We start from the raw sequence: 26188 nt of genomic DNA on the forward strand, positions 1-26188 counted from the left end.
CATGGAACGTCGCGAAGCATCTCCCCCTATCTACATCTGCCTCGCTTTGATCCCTGCTGGCAGCGGCCTGCCGCGTTCTTCGACGCTTGTCCAGAGAATTCTCAACGGCTCCCACGCGACGCTTACGAATGGCCCGTGGGGAGACGTACATCAGGTCATACACCGCGCCAATCACGGCCGGGCCGAGATCGCGCCCAACCGGAAAGTCTTCGACGATATTCAGTACGCGCGCAATATCGACTTCCCTCGCCGCCTGCTTCCCCGATTCGTCCGGCTCACGAAAGGCGACAACGAAATCGAGCAAATCGCCCAACATTGCCGGCATTCCCATGACTGCCTCGAATTCCTGATTACCTGCAAGGATTCCCGCCGGCCTGCTCACTCGGTGCTGCGTCATTTCGTTCTATAACTTCGCTACTGCAAACGCCTTGAGCGCTGCATCGCCGTTGAAGGCGCACCACTCCTTCGGTCCGGAGGGAACCTCGATGATTTCAGGCTGAATGACATCGTCTTCCGGCAATGCGGCGCCCAATTCCCGCAGCCATTTCTTGACCGTTTCCTTCAACCTTTACGTCCCGGACAACCTGTCGTATTCCTTTCCGTTCACATACAAATTCAGTGACTGGACGCTACGCATTCCAAAATAATCGAAGACGTTCATGCCTTCATCCACTTTCAGTTTCACCACTTTGATCTTCCCGGAACCGCCCGGTGTTCGGCGAAGTAGTTGTCGTACCGCGGCGTGACTACCGTCCTGTCCTTCCGGCCGCCGCGACGTCTATGCCGATCGCCTTCTGGGGCGTAGCTGGCTTCAGTACCCGGCCGTGCTGCCCCAGAGCCGCAAGCACGGCGTCCATCGTGCCGTTCTGCTGCCAGCGCCTGGAGTTGCGCCGGGCGGTAATGTGGGGCGGGTAGCCAAGGTTCTGCGGCAGATGCACCCACAGGCATTTCGTGGTGAACACGTGCAGGATGGGGTTCAGCCCGCAAACCGGCGACGCGCGGACGGCCAAGGCCAGGTGTCTGCGGGCCGAAGAGCGGCTCGACCACCGCCCATTCGTCGTCAGAGAGCGGCTGGTAGGTCACAGTTTGCGTACCTTTTCTTCGTTCGATCATTGAAGGGTCTGGCCGTCCAGCACTTCTATCCGGAACGGGCCACGGACGCCCACTGAAAATTCGGCCGCCGCGGCCAGGGCGCGTTCGAGTTTGATTTCTGGCCGCATCGGCATGCCGGCGGTGGTATGCAGCGAGCCCAGCGCCGCCTGTTCGCCGCTACCACAGGCATTGAAGTTCACGGCGTTTTCACCAACCTGATAATCGCCGTCAATCCGGAAGATGCGCCCCTCGTGTCCAACCAGAAAAGTGCCAGCCGATTCCCGTTCGCCGTCCTTCCGCGCGTATCCGCCGCGGGTAAAGCACGCGCGTACCGCCTCAACGAACGTCGTGCACATGAAGACGAACACATCGGTACCTTCAGGGCGCGGCGCGACGGTCAGACTATGGCCCAGAAGCTGCCCCATCCTGAAGGACGAAGTGAAGCCGATCAGGAACGGCCCCACCCGATAAATCTTGGGGTCGGCGCGCACCGTCATGTACGAACCACCCGCTCCGGCCGAATCGGCACCCATGTAGACCTTCTTGCCATCCGTCAGCGCCACAATGCAGGTCATGCTGCCTCCGTAGGTGTTGCCCAACAGAACGCGACGTGCATGCCATCGCACGGCTCAGCCGTAGTCCAGCCGAATCCATGCAGTTCGTCCATTGCCGTCCAGAACTGCCTCGCGCCCGCCTCGCGGTTCCATGACCTCTCGCCGGCGGTCGTCACGACCTCCCTGATACGCGCCTTCTCGCCAGGCAACTTCATCAGCAGGAGCGCGGCAATCTTGTGCCACTGATTCTCAGTGGCCCGCATTACCCGGTGATTGGCGTTGAGAACGCTCATTCGCGACCCTCGGTAAGCCAGCGATGTCCGTTGCCGCGATCCATTCGAACGCGAGGTGGCGGCAGTCCTCGCGCGTGTACGCAGTCCCGCCCGTGATTCCGTCCAGACAACGGCAGCGCCGTGAGATTTGATTTCGTGTTCGGTCGTCATTAAATCCACTCGTAATGGGTCCGCGAAAAGCAAATGCAATAGTTGGGCCAACGCGACGACATGTGCATCGATCGGTAAGAGCTTCAAGCGCGGCGCAGTCGAACTCAATGCCCTGCGATGGTTTGAGCTTTGCGATGGGGGGCGGTAAGCGCTCAACCAGATCGCAGCAGGTTCGCGCGGTGGCCATCCGGTGAGCATGTGCACGAGGTAGGCGTACGACTGAAGGTCGCTGGCGTTGCATGCGAGTACGACTCTGCCAACGGAGCCTGGCCATCTCGGTGTGGTGTGACGCATTTCTTCCAATCGTGCCGACGGATGTGGGAGATGTGGGGTTCCGGACAAACGGTGCAAGGGGCCAGAAAAGCTGACGGCACAGGATTGAGTCTTTGCCCCATGTTCAAGAAATGGAGGGCAACTCTCAGCGACGTCGGCTCTTGCGGTGACCTCGTTGTCAAGCGCATTTGAAATCTGAGCCACTTAGCGCGTCGGCGTGGAGTGCCCCCCTGAGGCTGGACAAGGAGTCGGCCGTGAAGTGATACGCTTGCTGGGCCTTGATCGAAAGATGCCTTATCGCCATCGTTCACCTGAGCTTTGCGAATCATATGCATGGTCTCGATTCCACCCAGAATGATGCGCGCGCAACGAAACTTCTTGAATCCCATTATTGGGCGGGTTCGACGGTTGATGGCTCGGTGATCCTGTTCGACAATGTTATTCAGATACTTTTTCTGGCGGACCCTGATCGGCATATCCCGCCTGGCGTTGATCGCTTGCAAGGCAGCCAGATTCGATCCGCTCTTATCGATCGTCACGATCTCGGGTTCGCCATTCTGGTCGATTGCCTTTTCGAAAAGGCCCGGGCCACAGCCTTGTTCCGTCGGGCTCGCAGCAGAAAATCAACGGTGTTGCCTGCCTTGCCGACAGCCCGGTAGAGATACGCCACTCACCCCTGATTCGATGTAGGTCTCGTCCATCCTCCAGCTCTTGCCGACTGTCCGTTTGCACCGTCGAAACGCCTTCTCCAGGACCGGCAACAGTTTGAGTGCCCAACGATGAACCGTCGAATGATCGACCGCGACCCCGCGCTCGGCCATCATCTGTTCGAGATGACGCAGGCTCTGCGGATAGGCCACGTACCACCGAACGCACAGCAACATCACGTCTAGCGGGTAATGCAACCGTTTGAGTACTTTTGTCACAGACGGACTCAGCTTTTCGGTCATCGATCAGGTCACGCCTTAAAGCCCGTCAGCATAGCAGACCGCCTTATCGCGACAGATCCAAGATAGTTGCTAGAGTTCCGCAACGAAAATGGTGACGTAAAATACTCGTATTTACCCGTTAAAATGCTCTGTGTGAATTGAAGTCCGTGTTTCCCAAAAATCCAGTCTTCAACCACATAGTTGCCCGTCAGCTCCGTAGGAGACGTCATGTTCCACCCTGGCATTTCAATCCGATTGACGTGTCTCGGACGAACACCCATCGACTTGACTGCGGTAGCGTCGGCTCCAAGGGGTATACTGTCGAACAAGATTAAAGGAAGACTGTCGCTGTTCGAAAGGTCGACCTTCGTCAACCCGAACCGCTCGACCGAGTTTGCTTTCCTCGAGAGAAACTTCTCAACGGCATGTACATGCGTCGGAATACCCGGATGGGAATCCCACTTCGCGTAGAAATCGGAACGAAGAATCTGCCAGTCCGCGTATTGCGAGTCGAGATCGCCTCGGTCAAAAGAATTGGCATGTCGGCACTCGTGCGGAACTGGGTAGCGAGGAATTCCAATAATCGATGTGAAGTTGTGAAATCCGCCCGGCTTTGTCCGTTGCCTCATTTCCCGAAGCAAGGGAATCCACACGTCTTTCGTTACGAAATGTAACGACGAGTGCGCCAAAGCTAGGTCATAATTTTCATCCGGTACGAAATCCTCGATCCGTCCCTCGATCACATCGACGTTCAACGAATAACGGTCAGCAATCGAACGAAATTTCTTTACGGCGCTCGAGGAAAGTTCCAAGGCGGTCACCTTGTGTCCCCTGAGGGCAAGAAAGAGCGCATTTCTGCCTTCACCGCAGCCGATGTCTATAACAGTCGAGTTTCGTGGTAGAAACTGTTCAATTTCAAATACCTCAACACTCGGTCCGCCCATCGTCCACGCTTTCGCGTCCGAATAACCTTTCTCCCAAAATCGCTCACTGTTACTCATCGTGGAACATACCTCTCTTCCAAGGTTTTCACATGGTTCGAGAAAAGATGGTGCGCGACCAAATTACTGTATTTGTAACCCTTCTTGGTCAATCGAATCTTGTCATTGGACGGTGGCTCGATGCACCCCTCAACCTCGAGCGCATCAATTACGTCCGAAAAATCAGAATACAGATTCCGGACAAACAGTGATGAATAGTATGTCCCAGAAAGTTGGTTTAACGTAAGATTGAGAATGAAATATCTCAAGCGTTCTTCGTAAGCATCAAGAACAATTCCATACCTCACCATGCTATGTTCGGTGATTTCGAGGTTCAAATAATCTTCAATGGCCTTGCCGACCTCCTTGGGGTCGACCGCATAGTCGAAGCTGTAGTGGTATTTTCCGTTGTAGCTTCTTGCGCCTGCTCCAATTCCGATCATCGGAACGCCGAGAAAGTCGGAGGTCTCTTGAGCGTACGCGCTGGTATTCTCTGGCAGACGGGTGAACCTAGTGAAGGACTCTTGTCGGTATCCATTCATTTGCATGAACTCGACATTGCTATCGTAAATCGCATACTTGTTTTGGTCATCGATGTATCGCTCCGGATGCAATCGCTGCTGCTTATGAATCGCTGTGAGAGGTCGGCTAACTGCGGGATACAGTGAGATAGTCAATGGACCTGATGAAACGATGTGGCGGAGCGAATTTCCCCAGCTTTCGTAGGTCTGACCTGAAAGGCCGTAGATCAGATCCAGATTGAAATTTTCGAAACGCTTTCGGATATTTTCTACCGCAGAGATCGTTGTCGAGACCGGGTATGGGCGACCGCTGGCCTTCAGCTCTGCGGAATCCATAGTTTGGATACCCATACTGATTCGGTTCACGCCTTGGCTTTTCAAGAAATCGAGAAGTTCCTCGGACATCGAGTCGGGAGAACCTTCGACACATAGCTCAGCAGAGGACGCAATATTCGGGAATCCACGTTGAATCGATGAAAAAATCTGTCCGAATTGTTTTTCGTTTAGAATAGTCGGGGTTCCGCCACCAAAATACACAGATACAACAGTCTTGCTTCCGGTGTATTTCGCATAAAATTTGATTTGGTTACATATCTTATCAACATAATTTTGTATTAGGTCCTGTGTATGTTGGGTCGTTAGAAATAACGTACAATATGTACACTTGTATCTGCAAAACGGTATATGAATATATATTGAAACTGGCCCGCGATCACCCGGATGCCATACTTCCGTAATGCCAATATTATGTAGATCTTTATACGATCTTTTCGAAGGATAACTATATACATACGACTTTAAGTGATTGTTACTTATAGAATGTCGAATTGAATCCGCGATTTTCTGCATGCTTTTCTCCAGTCACTTCTGTATTTTGCAGGGGTTGGATGTGACGCGAAACTTGAAGTTAAGTGACTAAAACGATTTTGATGGCGAGAGAATGTCCTCGCGCGGCGAGGCAGGTATACCTGTTAGTGGACCGGCCAAGATCCGGTCGAATTGCTATCGTAAGCTCGCCGATTATGGAATCGTCGTCACTTATTCGATGACGACATAAAGCTTTCAGGGCGCGCGATGCCGCCCCGAATTGCCGTGCTCGCTTGACGTGGCTCATATGATCACCAAGGGGCAGATGAAAGCCAGCGGCGCCGACAAACTTTCGCTGATCAGTTTTATTCATTGGTTAAATAAGCAATCCTATTCAAATCAGGATTTGTTCAACTTGGGGTCGTTATCGCGACAAAAAACCACCTCAACTTGTTCGGGGATTGGCCAGCGTATCGAAGAAAAAGTTGTCGGTCGCCGCATAGCGCTTCTGGCGTCGTGCCCAGTCGTACTGGCCGCGCATCAGTGTACCCATATCGTGAAGGAAACGCTGAAGCCCGTCACCCGCCCAAGACCTAATTCTCGCCTCCAGCTCCAGATACTCGCGAACCAAATCATTGTGGATGCGAACCGTATCGTTGACAGCTTCCTGTTGCGACATGCCTTGTGCGATCAGAATGTTCGGCAGGTTCCATATCATGCCGATTTCGCGCGGAAACGACATGAGATCGTTACACAGACTGGCGATAATGCCGACGAGGGTCCGAAGCCGCCTTACTTCGACATGCTGATAATCGTTCGGCGGTACCTCGTACCCGGCGACGACATCGGCCAGCGCACAGGTAGGAGCTCCGCCACCAAAGCTGCTCCGTCCAAGCAAATATTCCTTCACGCTTGGCGGCGGACTATTAATGCTGACGCCCACCTGCCAGATCGTGCCAAGGAAATAATAGGTCATGCCTTCCACCCATCGCAGGTATTGCGTCGAGCTGCTCACCTTCTCGATGCGACGCGCCATGTCGAGAGTCGCCTCTCCTGTTCTGACGCAAAGATCTGTATATTCAACAGGGAGGCGACGGATTATCGCCTGACAAATCGGATGCCAATCGTATCCGTGAGAATCGGTCATGATCTCGCGCAGCCAGAGATGGAATTGCGCCAGTCCCTCCGGCGATCCGTGGTACGCACCGGCCTCACAAAAGTGATCTTCCATAAGGAACATCCAGGCGCTCCAGATCGATGCGGCCAGGAACGCTTCGCGATCCATGCGGTGAAACATCCTCCCAACTAGGTCGGCCGGACCAAGGCTGCGCAACACGGCTTCGCCCCTACCGCCGCGCTCAACGAATGCGTGGCGGACCGCCCACTCCACAACCTCCGCTTCCACTACGTCGGTGTTCGAATCACGCCCCTCCGGAAACGGATAGTTGAGCGCCGGAAGATGCAGTTTGTCGGCAAGCAGCGTGCTACCCGGACGTAGCTTTATTTCGGGATTGCATGAATGAATCGGTCGGTTCATGTCCGATCTCCGGAAAGACTCGCTCTTATTCAAGTCCGCGGGCGGCGCCTTCGGCCGGGACACCCTGCAGCCGCGCCCCGCCAATACGATGAGGTAAAGCGCATTCACGACGGGCGTTCCGGATTGCGAGGTGATGTCATTGTCCAAAGCGGCGATGCCGCGACCGATAGATCCTGAGGGCCTCATCGAAATCCGCGCGGCTGAAATCTGGCCAGCACACAGGCGTGAAATGAAACTCAGAGTACGCGCTCTGCCACAGCATAAAATCAGACAACCGCTGCTCACCGGAAGTCCGGATGATAAGGTCAGGATCGGGTTGCCCTGCCGTATAGAGGTGGCTCGCGATCAACTCAGGACCGAGGCCAGTCAGCAGCGTGTCTAGCGTGCCGGCCGCGAGGTGGTTCGCGATGAGCGTCCTGATGGCATACAGCAATTCGAGGCGGCCGTTGTACGCGACCCCAATGTTTACGGTGATCCCATCGATGCCAGCTGTACGGCGCTCAGCATTCTGAATACGGTGCGCCGCACCACGGGGAAGGCGGGACAGGTCGCCGATTACGCGCAGACGCCAGCGGTGGCTGCCCGCAAGTTCCTCGAAGACCTCGACAATGACGGTCAGCAATGCGCGCAGTTCTTCCTGATCGCGACTCAAGTTTTCCGCAGACAATGGCCACAGCGTTACTAGCGGGATACCCGCCTCGCTGCACCATGACAGCAGTGCATGAACCTTACGCCCCCCTGCCCGGTAGCCATCGATAGACTGCAGTCTCAACCGTTGGGCCCATCGTCGATTGCCGTCGAGTATGACCGCAAGGTGTCGAACCGGAACTGACTGATCGGACAACGTTGCATCACCCAAGGTCGCCACGCGTGCGTCTGAACTTGACAAAGCCAAAGCTTGAACCATCACCGCTTCCTCAATATGGGCGCTGATTGATCAAAAAGCCACGCGGCAGGGGACGGAACTGACCCAGCCAGCTCCTTATCCGATGACCTGCCGGTTTTCCGCATCTTGAACGCGCTCTTGCTTTGGGTGGATCGCGACGCCTTAGGCATGGATCGTCCGCATCTGACACGGAAGAAATTCGGTGCGCTGGTCGCCGCGAGCTCCTCCGATGCGCTTAGAACCAAAAAGCATGCCATATACCGAATTGCCTGCACCAACCAAACATGCGATCGGTGACATCGGAAACTCAACGAAGCCGACAAAGCATGTGCACCCATCCGGCACTTCTGACAACCATTTCTAGGACCCGTCGACTGTCTCCTGAGCGATTGATTCTTCGCCGTAGTCCGAGCCACTGCCGACACGTTGACAGTGCCCTGACGCTGCATAGCTTGGAGATCGCGTGGGCAAGCTAATAAGGATACCGGACTGCCTACCGGCAATCCGCTATGAGCTGGATCGGAAACCAGCGTTTTATTGCTTGGCACGGCACCCGGTTTCCCCTGCTTCTTCCCGCACCATATCGCCGCTCGTGCGCCAGAATTCGCGAAACAGCTTGATCCATCGGGTGACTCTTTCCTGAACGCCTCGTACCGCTCGCACTTCCCGATCGCTTCGGCGATTTCCTGGCCGATCGTGAGGAAAGCGACCCAATGCTGAGCCGAATCAAAGCATCAATTCACCCGTGCAATGAAGCGTTCGTCGGTCACCTTACCTTTTCCCGTTGGATTGCGTTGCAATATCTCCGGCATTGTTCGATGTACGACAAATGTTGGACATTTGCGACAGGCGGTTCAGTCGATGGGTTGTGTCTGCATGACGGTCCGTCCGGCGTAAAAATTGCACTAGTCAGTTGCACACGTCCAACTCACACGAAAGTCAGGATATGAGTACAAGCGATTTCGGTTGATTGGGAAGATCCGGCGGATCGCCGTTCCGCGAAGATGGCACCGTCGGCGAGGCACCGGAGAAGATCGGCATATGGGGCGACGCAGGAGCGATCCATGCCGTCAGGATGTGGCGGACAGGTCACAACGGCATGACTTTCGGCGAGCCACGCGGTCCAAACAGCGAGTTCACGGCTCTGGTGCAAATAGCGCGGGGGCGAATCGGGTTACGGTGTCGGGCTGAACGAATTGAGAACCGACGATGAGCAAGCTGAAGAGCCTGGGCGAACTGTTCAGGCCGTCACTTTGACCGCGATGTCATCATCCTGTGTGTTCGCTGGCACCCTGCGCTACAAGCTTAGCTTGCGCGATCTGGTCGAAATGATGGCGGAACGAGGCCTGTCGCTGGCCCACGCGACGATCCTGCTGGGTGCGGCGCTTTACGCCGGAGTTCGTCAAACGGTGGAACCGCTTCGGCAGGCCCACCGGCCAGTCCTGGCGCGTCGACGAGACTTACCTCAAGCTGCGCGGCAAGTGGATCTATCTTTATCGGGCGGTGGATCGGGTGGGCCAGACGGTAGACCTCATGCTCAGTGCCAGGCGCGACGCGTGAAGGCGGCAAAAGCCTTTTTCAGGAAGGCAATCAGACATCAGGGCCAGCCACGGAAGACCATCACGCTTGATGGCTATGCAGCCTCGCACCGCGCCGTGCGCGAGATGAAGGCCGATGGCTTGCTGCCTAGGACACGAAGGGTCCGATCCTCGAAATATCTCAATAATCTGGTCGGGCAGGATCACCGCAACATCAAGTCCCGGACGTCATGCTCGTTGACGGCGCGCCACAATAGATATGGCTCGCCGCGAGCGTCACGAACATCCCATCCAGATGCCCAAGTGCTGCCTGGCATGCGCCGCACGGCTTTGGCGAACAGGACGAATTCGGCGCCGAACTTTTCGCACCAGCAACGGATCGTCTCTATGTAACCACGACGCCACGCTATTCAGGGGATAGGCGTACTGGCAACTATGGAGAGTTCTTGATCTGCCCACGTCGTGAGGGAGGCCGTTGCCAGTGCGGGCATGAGAATGTTGCCTGCCTTTGAGAGAGATAGAGAGATCTGATCTCGGTCAAATGCGACTAAGGCTTCTGCTCGTATCCTATGCTTGCAGTGAGCGGTTGTCCTCGGTCCGCTTACTGCTAGGGCTTTTTGGCGGACCGTCAGGGTTTAGGTGGCTCTGACGGTTTTTTTTGCGAGATTTTGGATCGAATGCGGCAGGGGAATTAGCTTGTAGCTGTCCGTTACCGGCATGTGATGCATCTGCCGGTGAGCGCACCAGGCTCCGGAACATCCCCGCTTTTCCGATGGGTGTTCGGTAAACGCGGCAACTTTCACAGGTTCAAAACACGAGATTGCCCCCTTTCATGTTATTGCGTAACCCAATGGCTTCTCTGACAAACGGGTCGGTACTGACGGTGCAGCATCCCACCGCGGCCATTCTGGCACGTACATTGTCAGACTCGACGGAGGTCGCACTTTGGCTACACGTGCTGGCGGTACGCTGTATGTCGTCCAGGCACGTCCCCGGCAATCATCACCTTATCCCAAGCGCTCAACGCCGAACGTGAGACGCCGATCAAGGTCCGCTAGAACAAATACCTGAACAAATACCTGAACAACGTTGCAGAGCAGGACCACCGTGCCATCAAGCGTCGCACCCGTCCCATGCTGGGATTCAAAGATTTTCGCTGTGCCAGCATCATTCTGGGTGGCATCGAAGTCATGCGTACGATCGTCAAGGGGCAGATGAAATGCATTCGCGGCACTCAACCATCTGCCGCTGAGCAATTTTACTCGCTGGCGAAATAAGCAATCCTATGCTATCGCGCTTTGCTATGACCGTTGCCCTTATCGCGACAAAATCCGAAATCCTTTTAAACAGTGCCGCGGTTGTCACAACGAGGCGATTTTCAACAGCCTGTTAGGTCCTCGACCTCGCATCAAGCTAGGAAGCAGTTCATGGACAGCAATGTAGTACCGACGTTCCTACGCGCTCAACTCAAGCGGGGACTGCTCGAGGTCAAAGTCGACGCCGCCGCCTTGCCCGCGGCTAACCTGTTCGGTTTCGCAGAGCGCCGGAATCCAAAGCGGGCATTCCTCTTCGTGTCCAAAGTTCTGGGACGCCACATACCGGCGCGCCCATCGATCATGGCTGCCAGTTTCGAGAGCCTCGTCAGCGAGATCCCAGCGGACATGCCCGGCCCAGTGCTGGTAATCGGCATGGCCGAAACCGCAGTTGGCCTCGGTGCCGGCGTGCACCGTGCTTACAGTGCAACGCGTTCCGACAGCGTGTACCTCACCAGTACCCGTCATCCTTTGGGTACCGACCTCTTTGCTCGATTCGAGGAAGAGCACAGTCATGCCAGCACCCACTTAATCCACCTGCCGGTCGATCCCGAGCTTCGTGATTTGATGCTTCAGGCCCGATCTTTAGTCTTGGTGGACGATGAGGCTTCTACCGGCAAGACCTTTCTCAACCTGCACCGCGCACTAATCGAAGCCGGCCTGAAGAAGATCGAGCGAGTGGTCACGTGCGTCCTGACGGACTGGTCTGCGGGTGCTGTGCGTAAGGCCATCGGAGAGTCGACCACCGCCGTATCCTTGCTGAGCGGCTCGTATCAGTTCCACGAAGATCAGTCCGCGCCCCTGCCGGATATGCTACGCGTCGGCGCCGTTTCTATAGGTGAATGGCCTCTCTCACCCCGCAATGACTGGGGGCGCTTGGGCGTTCGCCACGTGGACGACACGCTCGCACCGGACATTCAGATCCAGCCCGGCGAGAAAGTCGTCGTAGTGGGTACCGGTGAGTTCGTCTGGCGTCCCTTCCTGCTGGCGGAGCGCGCGGAGCGAGCCGGGGCGGATGTCTACTTCAGCTCCACCACCAGGTCCCCTATAGCCCTAGGCCACGCCATCGAGCACGCGCTGTCGTTTTCTGACAACTATGGCCTCGGTATTCCGAACTTCCTCTACAACGTGAAGCCCGGCCAGTTCGACCGAGTTCTTATCTGCACCGAAACCCCGGCGCAAGCGCTCCCTGCAGAACTGGTTGATGTCCTGAATGCGGAGATAATTTTCGATGAGCAGTAATCGTCCGCTGATATTCGTCGACCTCGACGACACCCTGTTCCAGACCGCAGGCAAGATGGCGGAGGCCACCCCACGAATCATCGTCACCCTGGACGTGCATGGGCAGCCCAACGGGTACATGAACCCGGTCCAGAAATTCTTCATCAACTGGCTGCTGGCCTCGGCCGACGTCGTTCCGGTTACCGCACGTAGCGTGGAGGCCTACAACCGCGTCAAGCTTCCTTTCACCGAAGGTGCAATTTGCTCCCATGGTGGCGTGATGCTCCGCCCTGACGGATCGCTTGACCAGACCTGGCACGGACAGATGGCAGAGTCGCTCCGGACCTTTCAAGACCGGCTGTCGACACTGAGCGAGGCCACCCTGCAGATCGGCAAAGAACTGGGCTACTCCCTGCGCAGTTGGGTAGTTGGAGAGAAAGGTCTGCGCCACTACGTGGTGACCAAGCACAACGAGTCCGACGACTCGGTGCTCACTGAGTTGCTGACCGAAGTTCAATCTCGAAGCATGTTGGAATGCATGCACATCCACGTTAACGGCAACAACCTCGCCTTCCTGCCTGCGGGTTTGGAAAAATGCTTCGCCGTTCAAGAATGGTTGCGCCGCGACCGTGAGATCCACGGCGAGCGGCCAGTCCTGGGCTTCGGTGACAGCATCTCCGACCTGGGGTTCATGGACCTCTGTCACATGTGGTCGACGCCGGCGCGCAGTCAACTGGCAACAGTAGTGAAGGCGCTCATCAATGAGTAATCTTCTCGCCACCCTGAGCACCGTCGGCAGCGGCAGCTACGCCCCTGAAGATGTACATTTCCTTTTGCAACGCGTGCAGATGAGCGTCACTAACGTTGAGGAAAAGGAGCGTCTGATTCAGACGAATCAGAAGCATTACTCTGAGATGATAAGCTTGGAGCAGGCTCCTACCGACGTGCACAAGGGTCTCTACACCCATGCCCTGGCGCAGAACGGTGCTCGTATGGCTTCCAATGTTCAGTCCCTGGCCTTGGCATTGAGTGCCGCTTACACCGGGCCGAGCATCGCCCTGGTTTCATTTGTTCGCGCAGGCGTGCCCCTCGGCGTCCTGCTGCGCCGGGCACTCGTCGAAATGGGCCGCGATGCTCACCACTACGGTGTCAGCATCATTCGTGATCGCGGGATCGACACGGTGGCTCTGGAAGCCATCATCCAGTTGCACGGTGCCGAAAAGATCGTCTTCGTGGATGGCTGGACCGGCAAAGGCGCAATCTCCGGTGAGCTCAGGCGGACCTTGGACGACGACAAGCGCTTCCCAGAAGATCCTCGCCTCGTTGTTCTAGCAGACCCCTGCGGCCGCGCTTGGCTGGCTGGCTCTGCAGAGGACTGGGTAATTCCGTCCGGCACCCTCGGTGCAACCGTGTCCGGCCTCGTATCCCGCACCATCTGGCCGACTCAAGGTGGGCTTCATGGTTGCGTGACATACGACCACCTGCCTAAGCATGATGTAACCCGAGAGTTCATCGATAAGATCGAGGCCGAACGTGGGGCGCTGGGCGAAGTTTATCCCGCAACTCCATGGACCAACGAACAGCGATTGGAACTCCAAGCGTCCGCTGATGACGTGGTGTCCTCGCTGGCAACTCGTTTTGGCATCTTCAACTTGAATCGCGTGAAGCCGGGTATCGCTGAGGCAACCCGAGCGGTTCTGCGTCGTGTGCCTGATCAGGTTCTGGTACGTGATCGCAGCGACAGCCACGTGCAGTTGTTAATGCATCTCACTGACCGCGCGGGCGTGACCGTAGAGGAAGCTGGCGCTGACCTGGGGCCGTATCGTGCCGCGACAATCATACGGAGTCCGATCTGATTGGCGCCACTTCTCCATTCGCCTTGGGGGCGACTCTGTACATGCCGGCTACCCGCGGTGACATCCTGGACGTGGTTTTCGGCACCAAGATCTCAGAATTGCGCTCACTTGTGGTGTGCCTGGAAGACGCGGTGGCGGCGATCGACGTCGAAAGCGCGCTCGCGAACCTGCGGGCGCTCCTCATGGATGTTGAGGCTAGGGGCGGCCGCCCTGAACATGGTCCCCTGCTGTTCGTTTTGCGTGGAATACGCAGGCCGCGCGATGCTGCGATGGCAGCGGTGCTGAGTGACTGGCCCCTGATGAAGCACGTCGATGGGTTCGTCGTACCCAAGTTGACCCTGAAATCCCTCCAATCTTGGGAATACGCGGTGAGCAACCCGGATCTGTGCCTGATGCCCACACTGGAGACAGTCGACGTGTTCGACCCTGGCGCAATGGTGGAGCTTGGCCAGGCTCTGAAGGCCAACCTGAACCAGCGCATCATCACGCTGCGGATAGGCGGAAACGACCTCATGGGTTGTCTTGGTCTGCGGCGCAATCCGGCCACCACGCTCTACAACACGCCGATGAACTACGTGATCCCTATGCTTGCTGGGATCATGGGGGCTCAGGGCTTTGCTCTGACCGCTCCTGTATTCGAGCAGCTCGCCACTCCTCATCTCCTGAAGGAGGAGTTGGAGCTGGACATCGCTCATGGGCTGGTAGGGAAGACGGCTATTCATCCGAGCCAGATCAGCGTCATCCACGATACCCTCCGAGTGAGCGTCGCGGACCTCAACTGCGCCAAGTTTATCCTCAACGATGTAGCTCCTGCCGTTTTCAAGCACAACGACGCGATGTGTGAACCCGCAACTCACTACAAGTGGGCGGTCAACATCCTTGAGCGCGCTAAGTGGCACGGAGTGAAGGCCGCTGATCTGGGTAGTGGGGAGCACAGCGTCCGACTGGCAGAGGCCAACTGATGAGCGTGGAAATGCTTGAGGCTAACCCGAAAGGAGTGAAGGTGCTCTCGGTGTTCGATTTCGATGGACCCCTCATCCGGCACAATAGTTTTGTTCCGTTCCTGCGGTTCGCCTTCGGCAAGCGTGAGTTCGCTCGCCGAGTCCAATGTACGTTTCGTCCATACGCCAACTCCTGGCGACCGCCCGCTTGCAGCGCCGAAACGCCTTCTCCAGAACCGGCAACAGTTTGAGTGCGCAGCGATTCGCGGTGGAATGGTCAACCGAAATTCCTCGCTCGCCCATCATCTGCTCGAGGTGACGCAGACTCAGCGGATACGCAACGTACCAGCGCACGCAGAGAACGATTACGTCAAGGGGATAATGCAGGCGCTTGAGCACCTTCGCCACCGCGGGATTCAGGTTCTGCTTCATCGGTCAGATCGTCCGTCTTCGGGACTTCAGCATAGCAGGTCCCTTATTGCGACAAAGCCGATGCGCACGGGGTAGGCAATATTTGATCTGAAATCAGTAACTAGACGGGTAAAAAATGGGACGTTTATCTTTTGCGAAGCATTTTGGCCATCGACTACCGTTAATCAAAGCCAGCAATCTTGGAGCGGCCATCATCGCCGCCGGTCTTATGAGTGCCTGTAGCGCTGGAGACGATGGTTCCGTTTCCACAACATCAACCGCAGTACCGTCCTCAAGCTCAGCCCCTTCCCCATTGACAATTCGGCCAACTTCGGCCACCACGCCTGCAACTCTGTCCTTGCCACCGTTAGCAGCTGATCAACCCTACATCGACAATACGGCCTACGACACTACCGCCGGCGGTTCGCTTTCCTCTGCAATCGAGGGGGCTGCTGTGACACACCATCGTATTACCGTCAACGGTCAAACGCTGACCTATACGGCAACTGCAGGGCATCTGACCGTACGGGATGAGCGCACCAATGCCCCAACGGCTTCGATCTTCTACACCGCCTACACGTTGGACGGGGCGGACGTAACGCAACGTCCGATTACCTTCTTTTTCAACGGCGGGCCAGGTGCGTCGTCGAATTATCTTCGCATGGGCTCTTATGGGCCGATGCGGGTATTTTCCGAACAGGGTTCCACGGTGACCGGCCCTAATGACGTGACCCTCGGCGATAACCCGCAGACGTTGATCGACAAGACCGATATGGTCTTTGTCGACCCTCCGGGAACCGGTTATTCCGAAGCGATCGCACCAAAGAAGAATCAGGATTTGTGGGCGGTCGATGCGGATGAGACGGTCAACGCTGCGCTGATCTATCGATACCTTAACGTCAACAATCGCGGCCAGTCGCCGCTGATGCTCTACGGTGAATCCTACGGCGGACCACGCGTCGGGATCATGTCGTACACGCTGCACAATACGTATGGGATCAAACTGAGCGGCCTTCTGATGCAGGCGCCAGCGTTAAATTACTACGAAGAAGCAACTTATAATCTTTATCCGGATGGCTCCGTAAAGCCAGCTCGACGGTATCCCCTTCCGGCGTTTTTGCTTCCCACTGTTACGATGGCGGCAAGATACTGGGGGGCAATTACAGATCCAGCGCTAATAAACGTCGATTCCTCACAGCTTTTTCAAAAATCGGAGGATTTCGCCTTTAATGACCTTATTAATCTAACGCCCTCTGTAGATCTCGTCAACAAACAAATTGATGCTTTCACACGTCCGTATCCGCAAGTATGGAAAACCACGACAAGTTCCCCCGAACGCCCCTCAATTGCCAGCATAAATCAAATGGGCAAATTAATTCAATCGATGGGAAATGCGCTATCTTCTGATGTCCCCATCCAATTCGCCTCAAATTATGCCGCGTCAATTGTTCCAACAATGGCATATTCATTTTTTAATTCACCTACGGCGCAGTCAGGCGGCGCATTGAATTTCATTCTTGGCGTCGACTTAAGCGGCTATAAAGCGGATTACGTTTCGTGGATTTCATCCGATAGCGTCGAGGATGCAGCAAAAAAATATACCGGCACCCTAAACTCTCTAATGGGAAATGGGGTATACGCGACCGCAAATAAAAGTCCATATCTATTCGATTCGTCTTCAACAGGGTCACCAGCAAATTCATCCGTGCTTGCACAGACAATTAAATTTGCCAACGATTCGGGTGCACAAATCGCCGCTGATAATTTACAACTGATGCGAAAAAACGCCATCGTTACGACAAACGCCATGGTGAACGGGAAAACATTGGGGCTGTATGATTTAAGAAAAAGTCTGATTGGGGGTGATATTTCGCAAGCCATGAACAATTATTTGACATGGGATCCGGCGCTTGACGACCTGTCAGCATACACGCCGATTTTCGCGTCGTATGTCTATAACACCCTAAAATACCAGGCCGTGTCCGGATATCAAGGACTGAATTCGATAATCGCTCCCGCCTGGAACCATATCACAAGTTATCCAGATGGTTCTCAGCTTCCATTTCCGGACGCAACCATTTTCATTGCGGATGAAATGGCAATCAATCCGAAGATGCAAGTGTTGACTGCTGCCGGGTATTACGATGCCGTCGTTCCGGCGGCAAAGGTCGATTGGGACATGCAATATGTTTCGGATCCCAAGGGCGGCCGGGTCCCGCAATCGCAAATGCAAGCGAGCTATACTCGAATCCTGTACCCTGGCGGTCACATGGCGTATGCAGACGATGTGAGTCGTCAGCAGATGCATGACTCGCTGGTCAGTTTCTATGCAAAGGCGACGAGTACGTCAATTCCATCCATGACGAGACAGCTAGACTGATGTCCCCCGCCGCAGAATAGTGGTCGTCCGGATAGAGCTCGGATCTTTTGTACATTCAAGGGCAATGTCAAGTTTGATGTGCGCAGTAAGATGTGGGCATGAAGAAGATGGCTCTGGTGCAAATAGCGCGGGGGCGAATCGGTTAAGGTGTCGGGCTGAACGAATTGAGAACCGACGATGAGCAAGCTGAAGAGCCTGGGCGAACTGTTCGCAGGCCGTCACTTTGACCGCGATGTGATCATTCTGTGTGTTCGCTGGTACCTGCGCTACAAGCTTAGCTTGCGCGATCTGGTCGAAATGATGGCGGAACGAGGCCTGTCGCTGGCCCACACGACGATCCTGCGCTGGGTGCCGCGCTTTACGACGGAGTTCGTCAAACGGTGGAACCGCTTCGGCAGGCCCACCGGCCAGTCCTGGCGCGTCGACGAGACCTACCTCAAGCTGCGCGGCAAGCGGATCTATCTTTATCGGGCGGTGGATCGGGTGGGCCAGACGGTAGACTTCATGCTAGTGCCAGGCGCGACGTGAAGGCGGCAAAAGCCTTTTTCAGGAAGGCAATCAGACTTCAGGGCCAGCCACCGAAGACCATCACGCTTGATGGCTATGCAGCCTCGCACCGCGCCGTGCGCGAGATGAAGGCCGATGGCTTGCTGCCTGAGGACACGAAGGTCCGATCCTCGAAATATCTCAATAATCTGGTCGGGCAGGATCACCGCAACATCAAGTCCCGGACGAAAGTCATGCTCGGGAACGCAGCGATCACGCTCTCAGATATTGAGTTGGTACATCGTATTCGCAAGGGCCAATTCGGCCTCGCGAAGCTCGGCCTCAAAGATACCACTGCGCCCGCAGTCTGGGAGGCCGCCCTGTCTGCTTGATTAGACATCCTCTATATAACAACAATCTCGTACAGACCGCCTATTTGCACCAGAGCCTTGCGCACCGACTCGTAGGTGACACACTCACCCCGCGCTCGAGCAGCAGTTCCCTCGATGTCGCGCAGGCTCAGGGGTTGAGCCGCTGATACCAGTGTACCGCGAAGCTGATGACCGCTGCCGGAAAACGAAAACCGTGATCGGGCGACTCGATCTTCTTCATGCCCACATTTTACTGCACGCATCAACTTGACATTGCCCTTGACAGATCCCCTTGCATGGGTCGAACCGAAGACAGGGTCCCGACCTGTCCGTGCGGCCTTCGGGCGCCTCGTACCAACATCAATATATTTGATGCTCTTCTTCTGGCAGCGATACTCGACCGCGTGGCATCATCAAGTCCATGCACAGAGTAAAGAGGATGCTTTACGGCGGGCTGCTGACCGCTATGCTAAAGGGGGTTGCCGCACAGACTGCTGCCGCAGGCGACTATTGCACGTACCAGAGAATGAAGAAGCTTCTCCGTCCCGAGGCTGCGGCGGAAGCCGCGTGTGCCGCGCGATCAAAATAGCGACGTAAGGCGCGCAACTAACCACCGCCGCACTGCATCTGTCACAGGCAGACGGCATGTGCACTCCTTAAATAATTAGACACATGCAGAAACTGATGAAGCAAAGTGATGCTTTACACGGGCCAAATCGTCCGGCGCACAGGGGACATCAAACGGCAACTCAACCTCCCTCTGGCAAAGAGAGCCCGGGGCGTTCGGCTGTTGCAGCCGGGCGGATCCTCGACGCGATTCGCGATCTTGCTCCTGCCGTTGTCGCGCGTGCAGCCGAGATCGAAGCGGAACGCCGCATGCCGTCCGACCTTATCGAGAAGTTGCGATTGATCGGAGTGTTCCGCATGTTCGCGCCGCACAGCCGTGGCGGACTAGAGCTAGATTTACCTTGGGGAATGGAGGTGATCAGCGCGTTGGCTCGGATCGACGGCTCAGTCGGCTGGACCGCGATGATCGGCAGTTCATCTGCCATTATCAGTCCTCGATTGCCGAGACAGACTTACGATCTGATGTACCAGGACAAGTCGGACGTCATCATAGCTGGTGTCACCACGCCAGGAGGCACCGCCGAGAGAGTGGCAGGTGGGTGGCGGGTCAGCGGCCGTTGGCCGTTCGCCAGTTGTTGCCACAACGCCGACTGGATGATGGCTCTCTGTGTCATGTCGGAAGCCGGAAAACCACTCTTTGGACCGGCAGGGGATGCCGGCCCACCGTTGGTCCGGTGTGTCGCCTTGCCGGCATCGGCTTGGCAGATTGAAGACACTTGGCACGCCTCCGGCCTCAGAGGTACCGGCAGTCACCACATAGCCCTTCAGAACGTACTCGCGCCGGAGACCAATTTCTTCGACTTTCCAGCTGGAGCATCATGCGAACCGGGACCACTATATCAAGCTTGGCGGCACCTTCAGTCGGTGCTTCTCGGGGCTGTCTGCGTGGGCATCGCCGAGGGTGCGTTATCGGATGTTACCGACCTCGCCCGCAGCGGCCGGCAACAACTTCGAGCGCCGGCTCCTATGCGCGACTCAGAAATGGTCCAGGCCGAGTTGGGTCGAATTGAAGCAGATGTGCGTGCAGCGCGGGCGGCCATGCAGGTTCAGGCGGAGAGTCATTGGCGGCACGCCTTGGCCGACACGCTGAATGGCCAGGCTCTGTACACCCACGGCATACAGACCGGAATCTGGATTGCGACGATCTGTGCCAGCGCAGCACATGCCTGCTTTACCCTTGCCGGCGGTGCCGCAGTGTATGAATCTTCACCTCTTCAGCGGCGGCTGCGCGATCTGCAGGCGGCGGCGCAACACGCCATGGTCCAGCAGCGGCACTATGCGGAAGCTGGCCGTCTGCTGCTGGAACGGGTCGTATGAACATCAAGATCGGACACATGGCCATAGAGCGGGGCGGGAACCGCAGGAAGCTTAGAAGTGTCGTGCGTATCACGCGCCTTCCGCATCGTTATGCTCAGCGGATTCTATGCGCACCAACCTGCAGATCGGCCTCCTATATGCTTAGTTTTCCGATCGGAATAGTCCGTTCCGGTTTAGCCGCTTCGCAACCATAGCGGGACCGCACCATGATGACTGTTATAAGGCATAGTAAAGATGCAGAGATTCCAGCTTGCTCCAAACTACGAGATCTCGCGTGTGATCCACGGCGGCTGGCAACTCGCGAGCGGCCACTGCACGGCCCGAAGCGAAGACCCCGTAGCCGACTTGGTGGCCTTCGCGGATGCGGGAATAACCACCTTCGACTGTGCCGACATCTATACCGGGGTCGAAGAGCTGATCGGCCATTTCAGAAGGCGCTATCGCGATCTGCGCGGGGAGCAGGCGCTCACCCGGATCAAGGTCCATACCAAATTTGTGCCGCACTTCGACATACTGCCGCGCATCAGCAAGTCTTATGTCGAGAGGGTGATCGACCAGTCGCTGCGACGCCTCAACCAGGAGCGGCTCGACCTCGTACAACTCCACTGGTGGGAATACCGAGAGCCTCGTTGGCTCGAGGCAGCGCTGCGGCTCGACGATCTTCGGCGCACCGGCAAGATTGATAAGATCGGCGGCACGAATTTCGACACTTACCATATGCTGGAGATCGTGAATGCAGGCGTGCCGCTTTCCTGCATGCAGGTGCAGTATTCGCTACTCGACCGCCGTCCGGCGCGGCGAATGGCTGCGGCGGCGGTCGAGTACGGTATCCCGCTCCTGTGCTATGGCACCGTGGCTGGCGGCTTCCTCGGGGACAGATGGTTCGGCGCACCGGAACCGACAGAGCAGCTTGAGAACCGTTCGTTGGTCAAATACAAGCGGATTATCGACGACGTCGGCGGCTGGGACCTGTTCCAGGCCCTTCTGACCATCCTGCGCCAGATCGCGGACCGGCACGGGACCGACATCGCCACGGTCGCCAGCGCTGCGATGCTCGAACGACCGGGTGTGGCGGCCGTCATCATCGGCGCGCGCGACCGCTCTCATCTGACCTCGAACGTCGCCATCTCCGGTCTCGCCCTGACCGCCAAGGATCTCGACCTCATCACCGGAATGCTGGCGGAAGCGAAGGAGCTTGAGGGGGATGTCTATGGGCTGGAGCGAGACGACCACAATGGAAATCGCACCCGCAAATCGTGATTAACTTCAATCAAGGCCGGCACCCGGATGTAAGTTGGAGAAAGTTGAGTGAAAAACTTCTTATCTTCTAAGAGGCCAGTTCAAAAAGCCGACGCCGCTCGTATGAATATGTTCCAGCAGACGAGCGAGCAAGCAAATTTGAGGAATGCCTCGTGAATGTCGCTACGATGATCGAATCGGATACGAAGACGCCGGAAGTTATGGAGCCACGAGTGAGTCCGTTCTACTACCCAGCGGAATTTGCCCAGACCACTGCCATGTTCAGTTCGACGTCGTGCGATCACCGGTCTGATGCCACGATTACGCAAGCGCTGGCGATGTGTGTCGGAGTCGTAGCCGCGATCGCCGTAAATGACCTTGGGCTTGCGAAGTGGTCTGCCGCGTGTGCCGCGAATCGGGTGGATGGCATCGACCAATGGCAGCAATTGGGTGACGTCGTGACGGTTTGCGCCGGTCAATGTCACACTGACCGGCACACCGTTGGCGTCTACGAGAATGTGGTGCTTCGAACCCGGTCGCGCACGATCCGTCGGGTTTGGCCCGGTTTTTCGCCCGCCCCAACAGTTCGCATGGAGGAAGAATCGACGGCAGCATACGAAAGGTCCAGTCGCCCGGATTCGCGCAGCTTGTCGAGCAGCAGCGCATGCAGCCTGTTCCAGACGCCCGCCTTCTGCCATGCGTCCAGACGACGCCAGCAAGTCGCGCCCGAGCCAAACCCCAGTGCGCTCGGCAAGTGGTTCTATCGCATCCCGGTGCGTAACACGAACAGGACGCCGTTGAGCGCTGCCCGGTCCGACACACGAGGTCGGCCTCGACGTTCGTTGTTTCGACGCTTCGGCTTCGGCAATAACGGTTCGATCAGTGTCCACAATTCGTTGTCAATGATCGGCGCCTGCATCCCCTCGGTCTCCGTTGTCTGGACGGCAGAGGTTAACATCGCGCCAGGAAAGTAAACAGCCCCTCACAGCGATTTTTTTGAACTGGCCTCTAAGCTAGCCTTCGGCATTTTCGTTCATTTGGACGAGGACGGTAGCGTCATTGGACGATAATACCCGGGTCGCCTCAGGTTGGCAGAAGCCTGTGGCCGGCTCGGCTTTTACGCTTCCCACCTGGCAGAACACCATTGTTCGCCGCATGGAAGGGGGCCCATCGCCGAACCTGTTCTTGTCGAGCGTCGCACAGAGCACCGGGAAACTTCGTCTCTGCCCCTTGGTCATGCTGCTTAGCCTTCATCATCCGCACAAATATCGCATCTGTTGGACCCGCGTCGTTTGTCCGCAAGATTACTGACGCGTACCGTGCCGAGGAACGATACAACACAGCACCGACGGCCAACCATCAGTTGCTGGATTGCTTCGGATGATTGTGGTCGGCCAATCTGCAAGCCACGCATATTCGCTCGCGGCATCAGTTTTCGAGCCAGGGCTTAAAAGCTTCAACTAATTGTACGACCCAATGCAATTCCCCTTCCGCCAAATCTGCCCCCTGACCTTAGACGCAGCAATAGAGAGTGGATTGTGCGTAGTAGGAACAGCGTCTCCTGTGCGACGAACTCTGCTTGATCAACTGGAGCAGGCAGGGGGCCAATTATCTTCTTTGCCAGATCGCGTTTGGCGATTTGTCCTTGGATGCCTCACTTTTCACAGCAATGACCAACTAATCCGAATTGATGGGCCGAACTGCGTAAATGTGAACGTCCCCGAACTGGGCAACACTAGGGCGTGAGCGCTGCAACAATGCAGTAGCACTCAATCGAAATGAAGCACTCTCAAGGAGAGAGAAAATGGGTTACATCATAAAAACAGATGACAATGCCAGACTAAGACTCGGCATCCAAAGCCGGTTATACGAACAGTCAAGTGTTGACCTTATCAGCCGAGCCGGCACGCTCCGCGGCGGGAAAATCCTTGAAGTTGGCTGCGGCAGTGGCGCGATGACACTGCATCTGGCACGCGCAGCCGGACCTCAAGGAACGGTGACGGCTATAGATAGCAGTCAGGCGCAGCTAGATGCATCCCGCCAATTCGTAACAGAAAGTGGTTTCGAGAATGTTACATTTATGGAAGGGGACGTTAATTGTCTGGATCATTTGGATAACTCATATGACCTAGTCTATTGTCGGATGGTGCTCCATCATGTGGCGGATGCAGATCATGCAATCCGCGAAATGGTGAATGTCCTCGGCCCAGATGGCCATTTGCTATGCGAGGAACCGGTGATTCATGACGGCTCATTCTCGTTTCCACCGTCCGAAGCGATCGATGAGTTTATAAGAATCTTAAGATCTTGTTTTCGCATGAGTAACCGTGATTATAAAATCGCCTTCCGTATGGAGACTGTGATAAGGAATCTCGGTCTGGAAATTGAACATGGCCGCTTGTATCATCCGTTACTGAATTCACCCGAGGAGAAATTGCTTTACGCGATGAGCTTGAGGGACCTCGCGCCTCAGATGATCAAAAACGGGATAATCGACCCCTCGTCAGTTTCTACCTTGCATGAGAGACTATCGGATCTGGCGAATTCTGAGACCACAATGACTTGGGCGAGGATGCACAGCGTTTTGGCACGGAAGCCTCATGATATAGAGCCGCACTGATCAAATGCTGGAGCTAGCGTCAAGAGTGGTGTATGGGCAGCCTGATGGCCGTCGGTTTCAAGCGGCGGGTTTCTGCTGACCCGATCGATCGTCTCCCACCGGTTCGCCGTCCTCGAAGGGGATGCCTTCGAGGAACAGCTTGATTTTTTCCGGGCCGTTGATGCGGCGCCAGGTTTTCTCCGCCTCTTCAATCAGCTTGAATGCCAGACCACGGGACTTCGGCAGCGACACGCAGTTGCGCGTACGCGTCGTGCGATGACGTACCGTCGCGACCGTCGGCTGGATCCACAAGGAGGGCGCTGGTGAGTTCACGCTGTCAGGTTTTCTGAAGATCAGCATTCAGCAGGTACCGGTGAGGAAGCGCCGTTTCGGTAAAAGGCCGTTTGCCGGCGAAGAGCGCTGTTCGAGGCAAAGCCAGCAAGGATTCGGATCAAGGCGCGTGCGCTGAAAAAACTGAAGGATGCCTCGGCTCAAAGTAGACTTCGTGCCTGTTGCCTTCAGGAGGCTCCTGACAGGTGCCAGCTGGCTTTGCCTTTATACAAGTTCGCGACTTGCTCGTTGGGCGTGTCGGTCCCCGCAGTTACCCTTTTCCCCGAATTTCGATTTCGAGCCGATTCTCGCTGCACGACCGGCAGCTCGCACAAGCCATAACCACTCAGGCACGCCTTCTTCCATCTGCAGTCATCTGGCAGACTCGTAGCGAACGCGCTTTCCAGCCAAGGAGAGTTCGACACGCCTCGCATCGGACACCATCAACGTCTGTCTATCAAAGCCCGCCTGGGGATTTTACGAAAGCCGACGGCGTTATAGCCTCGGTGGTATTTATATCGATACAATTTACCGGATCGGCGTTTGCGCTTAGGCATCTGCTGCGGAATCGAAGGCTTGCGTCGAACCACAGCCTAAATGCCGCTACCTAATGTTGATGAACCTGTGTGTCTGCAACGAGAGACGCCATCCTTAGCTGTGCGCCGCCTTCATGCAGATGCCTATGGTATAGGACGACAGACTCAACGGCTGCAACCAGATCGGTGTGCCGCGCGCGTGATGGATCGGGTCAACTCCTCGATGTCGCGAAGGACTCAGGCTGAACCGATACCACCGGACCGCGCAGCCGGTGACGATGGCGGGAAAGCGGTGAACGTGATAAAAGGCGTTTGCTTTCTTCACCGTTTCATTCTACCGTCGCGTTCTACCAACATGACAAAGCCGTCGGCCTAGTTGCGGCGCATCTGGTCGAGATCGAACAGATTCAGGGGCGAACCGCCCTGACTCGGGCCGACCGGCTTTGGCGGCACTATCGGATCGTCGTTGTCCTTCATCAGGTTGTTGTCCTGATGGTACGCGCCCTGCACACCTTGGATATAGTCGTAGCGGTTCGATGTGACAGCCTGCGCCGTATCACGATCGTTGATGATGACGGGACGCAGGAACACCATCAGATTCGTCTTCGTGCGCGCCTTGTTTTCCGAGCGGAACAGTTGGCCGAGCCACGGGATGTCGCCGAGCAGCGGCACCTTGCTGTTGCCGTTCGAGTACTTGTCCTCCATCAGGCCGCCGAGCACGATGATCTCGCCATCGTCGGACAGCACCGTCGACTGCACCGAGCGCGTGGAGATCGTCACGCCGCCCGGATTGTTCGTCGAGGTCGGATCGATGGACGAATCTTCCGAGTAGATTTGCAGCTTGATGATGCCGCCGTCGGTGATCTGCGGCTTCACGTGCAGCACGATACCGACGTCCTGACGATCGAATGTATTGAACGCGGTCACGGACGTCGCGGCGTTGGCGGTCGGCGTCGCGTACGAACCCGTCACGACAGGCACGTTCGAGCCGACGACGATCT

At 56.3% G+C, this 26188-nt stretch carries 17 protein-coding genes and 11 pseudogenes; 13 read left to right on the top strand and 15 right to left on the bottom strand.

The genetic code is table 11. From position 1 onward, the window contains the following. A partial coding sequence (locus tag AB4Y32_RS38795; protein WP_368726333.1) for a hypothetical protein occupies positions 1 to 409 on the top strand: 409 nt, incomplete at its 5' end. On the opposite strand, the gene AB4Y32_RS38800 is transcribed toward AB4Y32_RS38795, so the two are convergent. The 8 genes and pseudogenes from AB4Y32_RS38800 to uppS form a co-directional block, all read right to left on the bottom strand. Then, a complete protein-coding gene (locus tag AB4Y32_RS38800) occupies positions 404 to 565 on the bottom strand; it encodes a hypothetical protein (protein WP_342943686.1) in 162 nt (53 codons plus the stop codon). The genes AB4Y32_RS38795 and AB4Y32_RS38800 overlap by 6 nt on opposite strands. A gap of 544 nt (positions 566 to 1109) precedes the next feature. Further along, positions 1110 to 1667 (bottom strand): hypothetical protein, encoded by a 558-nt coding sequence (locus AB4Y32_RS38805; protein WP_368726334.1) that lies wholly within the window; start codon positions 1665 to 1667, stop codon positions 1110 to 1112. Continuing rightward, the gene (locus AB4Y32_RS38810) at positions 1664 to 1939 is read right to left on the bottom strand and encodes a hypothetical protein (RefSeq protein WP_368726335.1); all 276 of its coding nucleotides are present in this window, start codon (positions 1937 to 1939) and stop codon (positions 1664 to 1666) included. The genes AB4Y32_RS38805 and AB4Y32_RS38810 overlap by 4 nt, the downstream gene beginning before the upstream one ends. Before the next feature lie 302 nt (positions 1940 to 2241). Beyond that, a pseudogene (locus AB4Y32_RS38815) lies at positions 2242 to 3032 on the bottom strand (IS6 family transposase). Positions 3033 to 3320: 288 nt separating this feature from the next. Continuing rightward, a complete protein-coding gene (locus tag AB4Y32_RS38820; RefSeq protein WP_368726336.1) occupies positions 3321 to 4292 on the bottom strand; it encodes a class I SAM-dependent methyltransferase in 972 nt (323 codons plus the stop codon). Next, positions 4289 to 5641, bottom strand: coding sequence for an STM4012 family radical SAM protein (locus AB4Y32_RS38825; protein ID WP_368726337.1), 1353 nt, complete (start codon positions 5639 to 5641; stop codon positions 4289 to 4291). Before AB4Y32_RS38825 ends, AB4Y32_RS38820 begins: the two co-directional genes overlap by 4 nt. A gap of 403 nt (positions 5642 to 6044) precedes the next feature. After that, positions 6045 to 7136, bottom strand: coding sequence for a terpene synthase family protein (locus AB4Y32_RS38830; RefSeq protein ID WP_342937556.1), 1092 nt, complete (start codon positions 7134 to 7136; stop codon positions 6045 to 6047). A 136-nt stretch (positions 7137 to 7272) separates the two neighbouring features. Then, positions 7273 to 8043, bottom strand: a complete 771-nt coding sequence (uppS, locus tag AB4Y32_RS38835; protein ID WP_368726338.1) for a polyprenyl diphosphate synthase — start codon at positions 8041 to 8043, stop codon at positions 7273 to 7275. Between the two features lie 1188 nt (positions 8044 to 9231). On the opposite strand from uppS, the pseudogene AB4Y32_RS38840 reads away from it, so the two are divergent. After that, a pseudogene (locus tag AB4Y32_RS38840) lies at positions 9232 to 9800 on the top strand (IS6 family transposase); the annotation flags it as partial. Here the strand turns inward: AB4Y32_RS38840 and AB4Y32_RS40830 are convergent. Continuing rightward, positions 9767 to 9946, bottom strand: a pseudogene (locus AB4Y32_RS40830) (IS6 family transposase); the annotation flags it as partial. The pseudogenes AB4Y32_RS38840 and AB4Y32_RS40830 overlap by 34 nt on opposite strands. A gap of 630 nt (positions 9947 to 10576) precedes the next feature. Here AB4Y32_RS40830 and AB4Y32_RS38845 point away from each other — a divergent pair. The 5 genes and pseudogenes from AB4Y32_RS38845 to AB4Y32_RS38865 all read left to right on the top strand — a co-directional run. Next, positions 10577 to 10837: pseudogene (locus tag AB4Y32_RS38845) on the top strand (DDE-type integrase/transposase/recombinase); the annotation flags it as partial. Positions 10838 to 10987: 150 nt separating this feature from the next. Next, positions 10988 to 12115: a phosphoribosyltransferase domain-containing protein gene (locus AB4Y32_RS38850; protein WP_368726339.1), complete on the top strand. Its 1128-nt coding sequence runs from the start codon at positions 10988 to 10990 to the stop codon at positions 12113 to 12115. After that, the gene (locus tag AB4Y32_RS38855; protein WP_368726340.1) at positions 12105 to 12863 is read left to right on the top strand and encodes a trehalose phosphatase; all 759 of its coding nucleotides are present in this window, start codon (positions 12105 to 12107) and stop codon (positions 12861 to 12863) included. The genes AB4Y32_RS38850 and AB4Y32_RS38855 overlap by 11 nt, the downstream gene beginning before the upstream one ends. After that, complete coding sequence (locus tag AB4Y32_RS38860) at positions 12856 to 13950, top strand: cysteine protease StiP domain-containing protein (protein ID WP_368726341.1); 1095 nt, start codon at positions 12856 to 12858, stop codon at positions 13948 to 13950. The genes AB4Y32_RS38855 and AB4Y32_RS38860 overlap by 8 nt, the downstream gene beginning before the upstream one ends. Positions 13951 to 13973: 23 nt before the next feature. Beyond that, entirely contained in the window at positions 13974 to 14912 is a 939-nt protein-coding gene (locus tag AB4Y32_RS38865; protein ID WP_368726342.1) for an HpcH/HpaI aldolase/citrate lyase family protein, read from the top strand. A gap of 144 nt (positions 14913 to 15056) precedes the next feature. Here AB4Y32_RS38865 and AB4Y32_RS38870 read toward each other — a convergent pair. Next, a pseudogene (locus tag AB4Y32_RS38870) lies at positions 15057 to 15323 on the bottom strand (IS6 family transposase); the annotation flags it as partial. A 115-nt stretch (positions 15324 to 15438) separates the two neighbouring features. Between AB4Y32_RS38870 and AB4Y32_RS38875 the strand changes: the two are divergent. Further along, a complete protein-coding gene (locus AB4Y32_RS38875; RefSeq protein ID WP_368726343.1) occupies positions 15439 to 17682 on the top strand; it encodes a S10 family serine carboxypeptidase-like protein in 2244 nt (747 codons plus the stop codon). A gap of 186 nt (positions 17683 to 17868) precedes the next feature. Further along, positions 17869 to 18560 (top strand): IS6 family transposase gene (locus AB4Y32_RS38880; RefSeq protein ID WP_439899902.1). Its coding sequence is split into 2 segments (ribosomal slippage): positions 17869 to 18193 and positions 18193 to 18560, totalling 693 coding nucleotides; the frame shifts between segments, so codons are not numbered across the junction. 46 nt (positions 18561 to 18606) lie between these two features. On the opposite strand, the pseudogene AB4Y32_RS40835 reads toward AB4Y32_RS38880, so the two are convergent. Continuing rightward, positions 18607 to 18780: pseudogene (locus AB4Y32_RS40835) on the bottom strand (IS6 family transposase); the annotation flags it as partial. Positions 18781 to 19211: 431 nt separating this feature from the next. On the opposite strand from AB4Y32_RS40835, the gene AB4Y32_RS38885 reads away from it, so the two are divergent. Next, positions 19212 to 20483: an acyl-CoA dehydrogenase family protein gene (locus tag AB4Y32_RS38885; RefSeq protein ID WP_368726345.1), complete on the top strand. Its 1272-nt coding sequence runs from the start codon at positions 19212 to 19214 to the stop codon at positions 20481 to 20483. A gap of 234 nt (positions 20484 to 20717) precedes the next feature. Further along, positions 20718 to 21743, top strand: coding sequence for an aldo/keto reductase (locus AB4Y32_RS38890; RefSeq protein ID WP_368726346.1), 1026 nt, complete (start codon positions 20718 to 20720; stop codon positions 21741 to 21743). Positions 21744 to 21823: 80 nt separating this feature from the next. Here AB4Y32_RS38890 and AB4Y32_RS38895 read toward each other — a convergent pair. After that, positions 21824 to 22641, bottom strand: a pseudogene (locus tag AB4Y32_RS38895) (IS5 family transposase). Positions 22642 to 23526: 885 nt separating this feature from the next. Between AB4Y32_RS38895 and AB4Y32_RS38900 the strand changes: the two are divergent. Next, positions 23527 to 24342, top strand: coding sequence for a class I SAM-dependent methyltransferase (locus AB4Y32_RS38900; RefSeq protein ID WP_368726347.1), 816 nt, complete (start codon positions 23527 to 23529; stop codon positions 24340 to 24342). A 57-nt stretch (positions 24343 to 24399) separates the two neighbouring features. Here the strand turns inward: AB4Y32_RS38900 and AB4Y32_RS38905 are convergent. Beyond that, positions 24400 to 24627 (bottom strand): annotated as a pseudogene (locus AB4Y32_RS38905) (IS256 family transposase); the annotation flags it as partial. Between AB4Y32_RS38905 and AB4Y32_RS38910 the strand changes: the two are divergent. Then, a pseudogene (locus AB4Y32_RS38910) lies at positions 24617 to 24813 on the top strand (HU family DNA-binding protein); the annotation flags it as partial. The pseudogenes AB4Y32_RS38905 and AB4Y32_RS38910 overlap by 11 nt on opposite strands. A 587-nt stretch (positions 24814 to 25400) precedes the next feature. On the opposite strand, the pseudogene AB4Y32_RS40840 reads toward AB4Y32_RS38910, so the two are convergent. Both AB4Y32_RS40840 and AB4Y32_RS38915 read right to left on the bottom strand, forming a co-directional pair. Beyond that, positions 25401 to 25512 (bottom strand): annotated as a pseudogene (locus AB4Y32_RS40840) (IS6 family transposase); the annotation flags it as partial. 47 nt (positions 25513 to 25559) lie between these two features. After that, positions 25560 to 26188 (bottom strand): annotated as a pseudogene (locus AB4Y32_RS38915) (type II secretion system secretin GspD); the annotation flags it as partial.

It is taken from the genome of Paraburkholderia phymatum, assembly GCF_040965635.1.
Lineage (GTDB): Bacteria > Pseudomonadota > Gammaproteobacteria > Burkholderiales > Burkholderiaceae > Paraburkholderia > Paraburkholderia phymatum_B.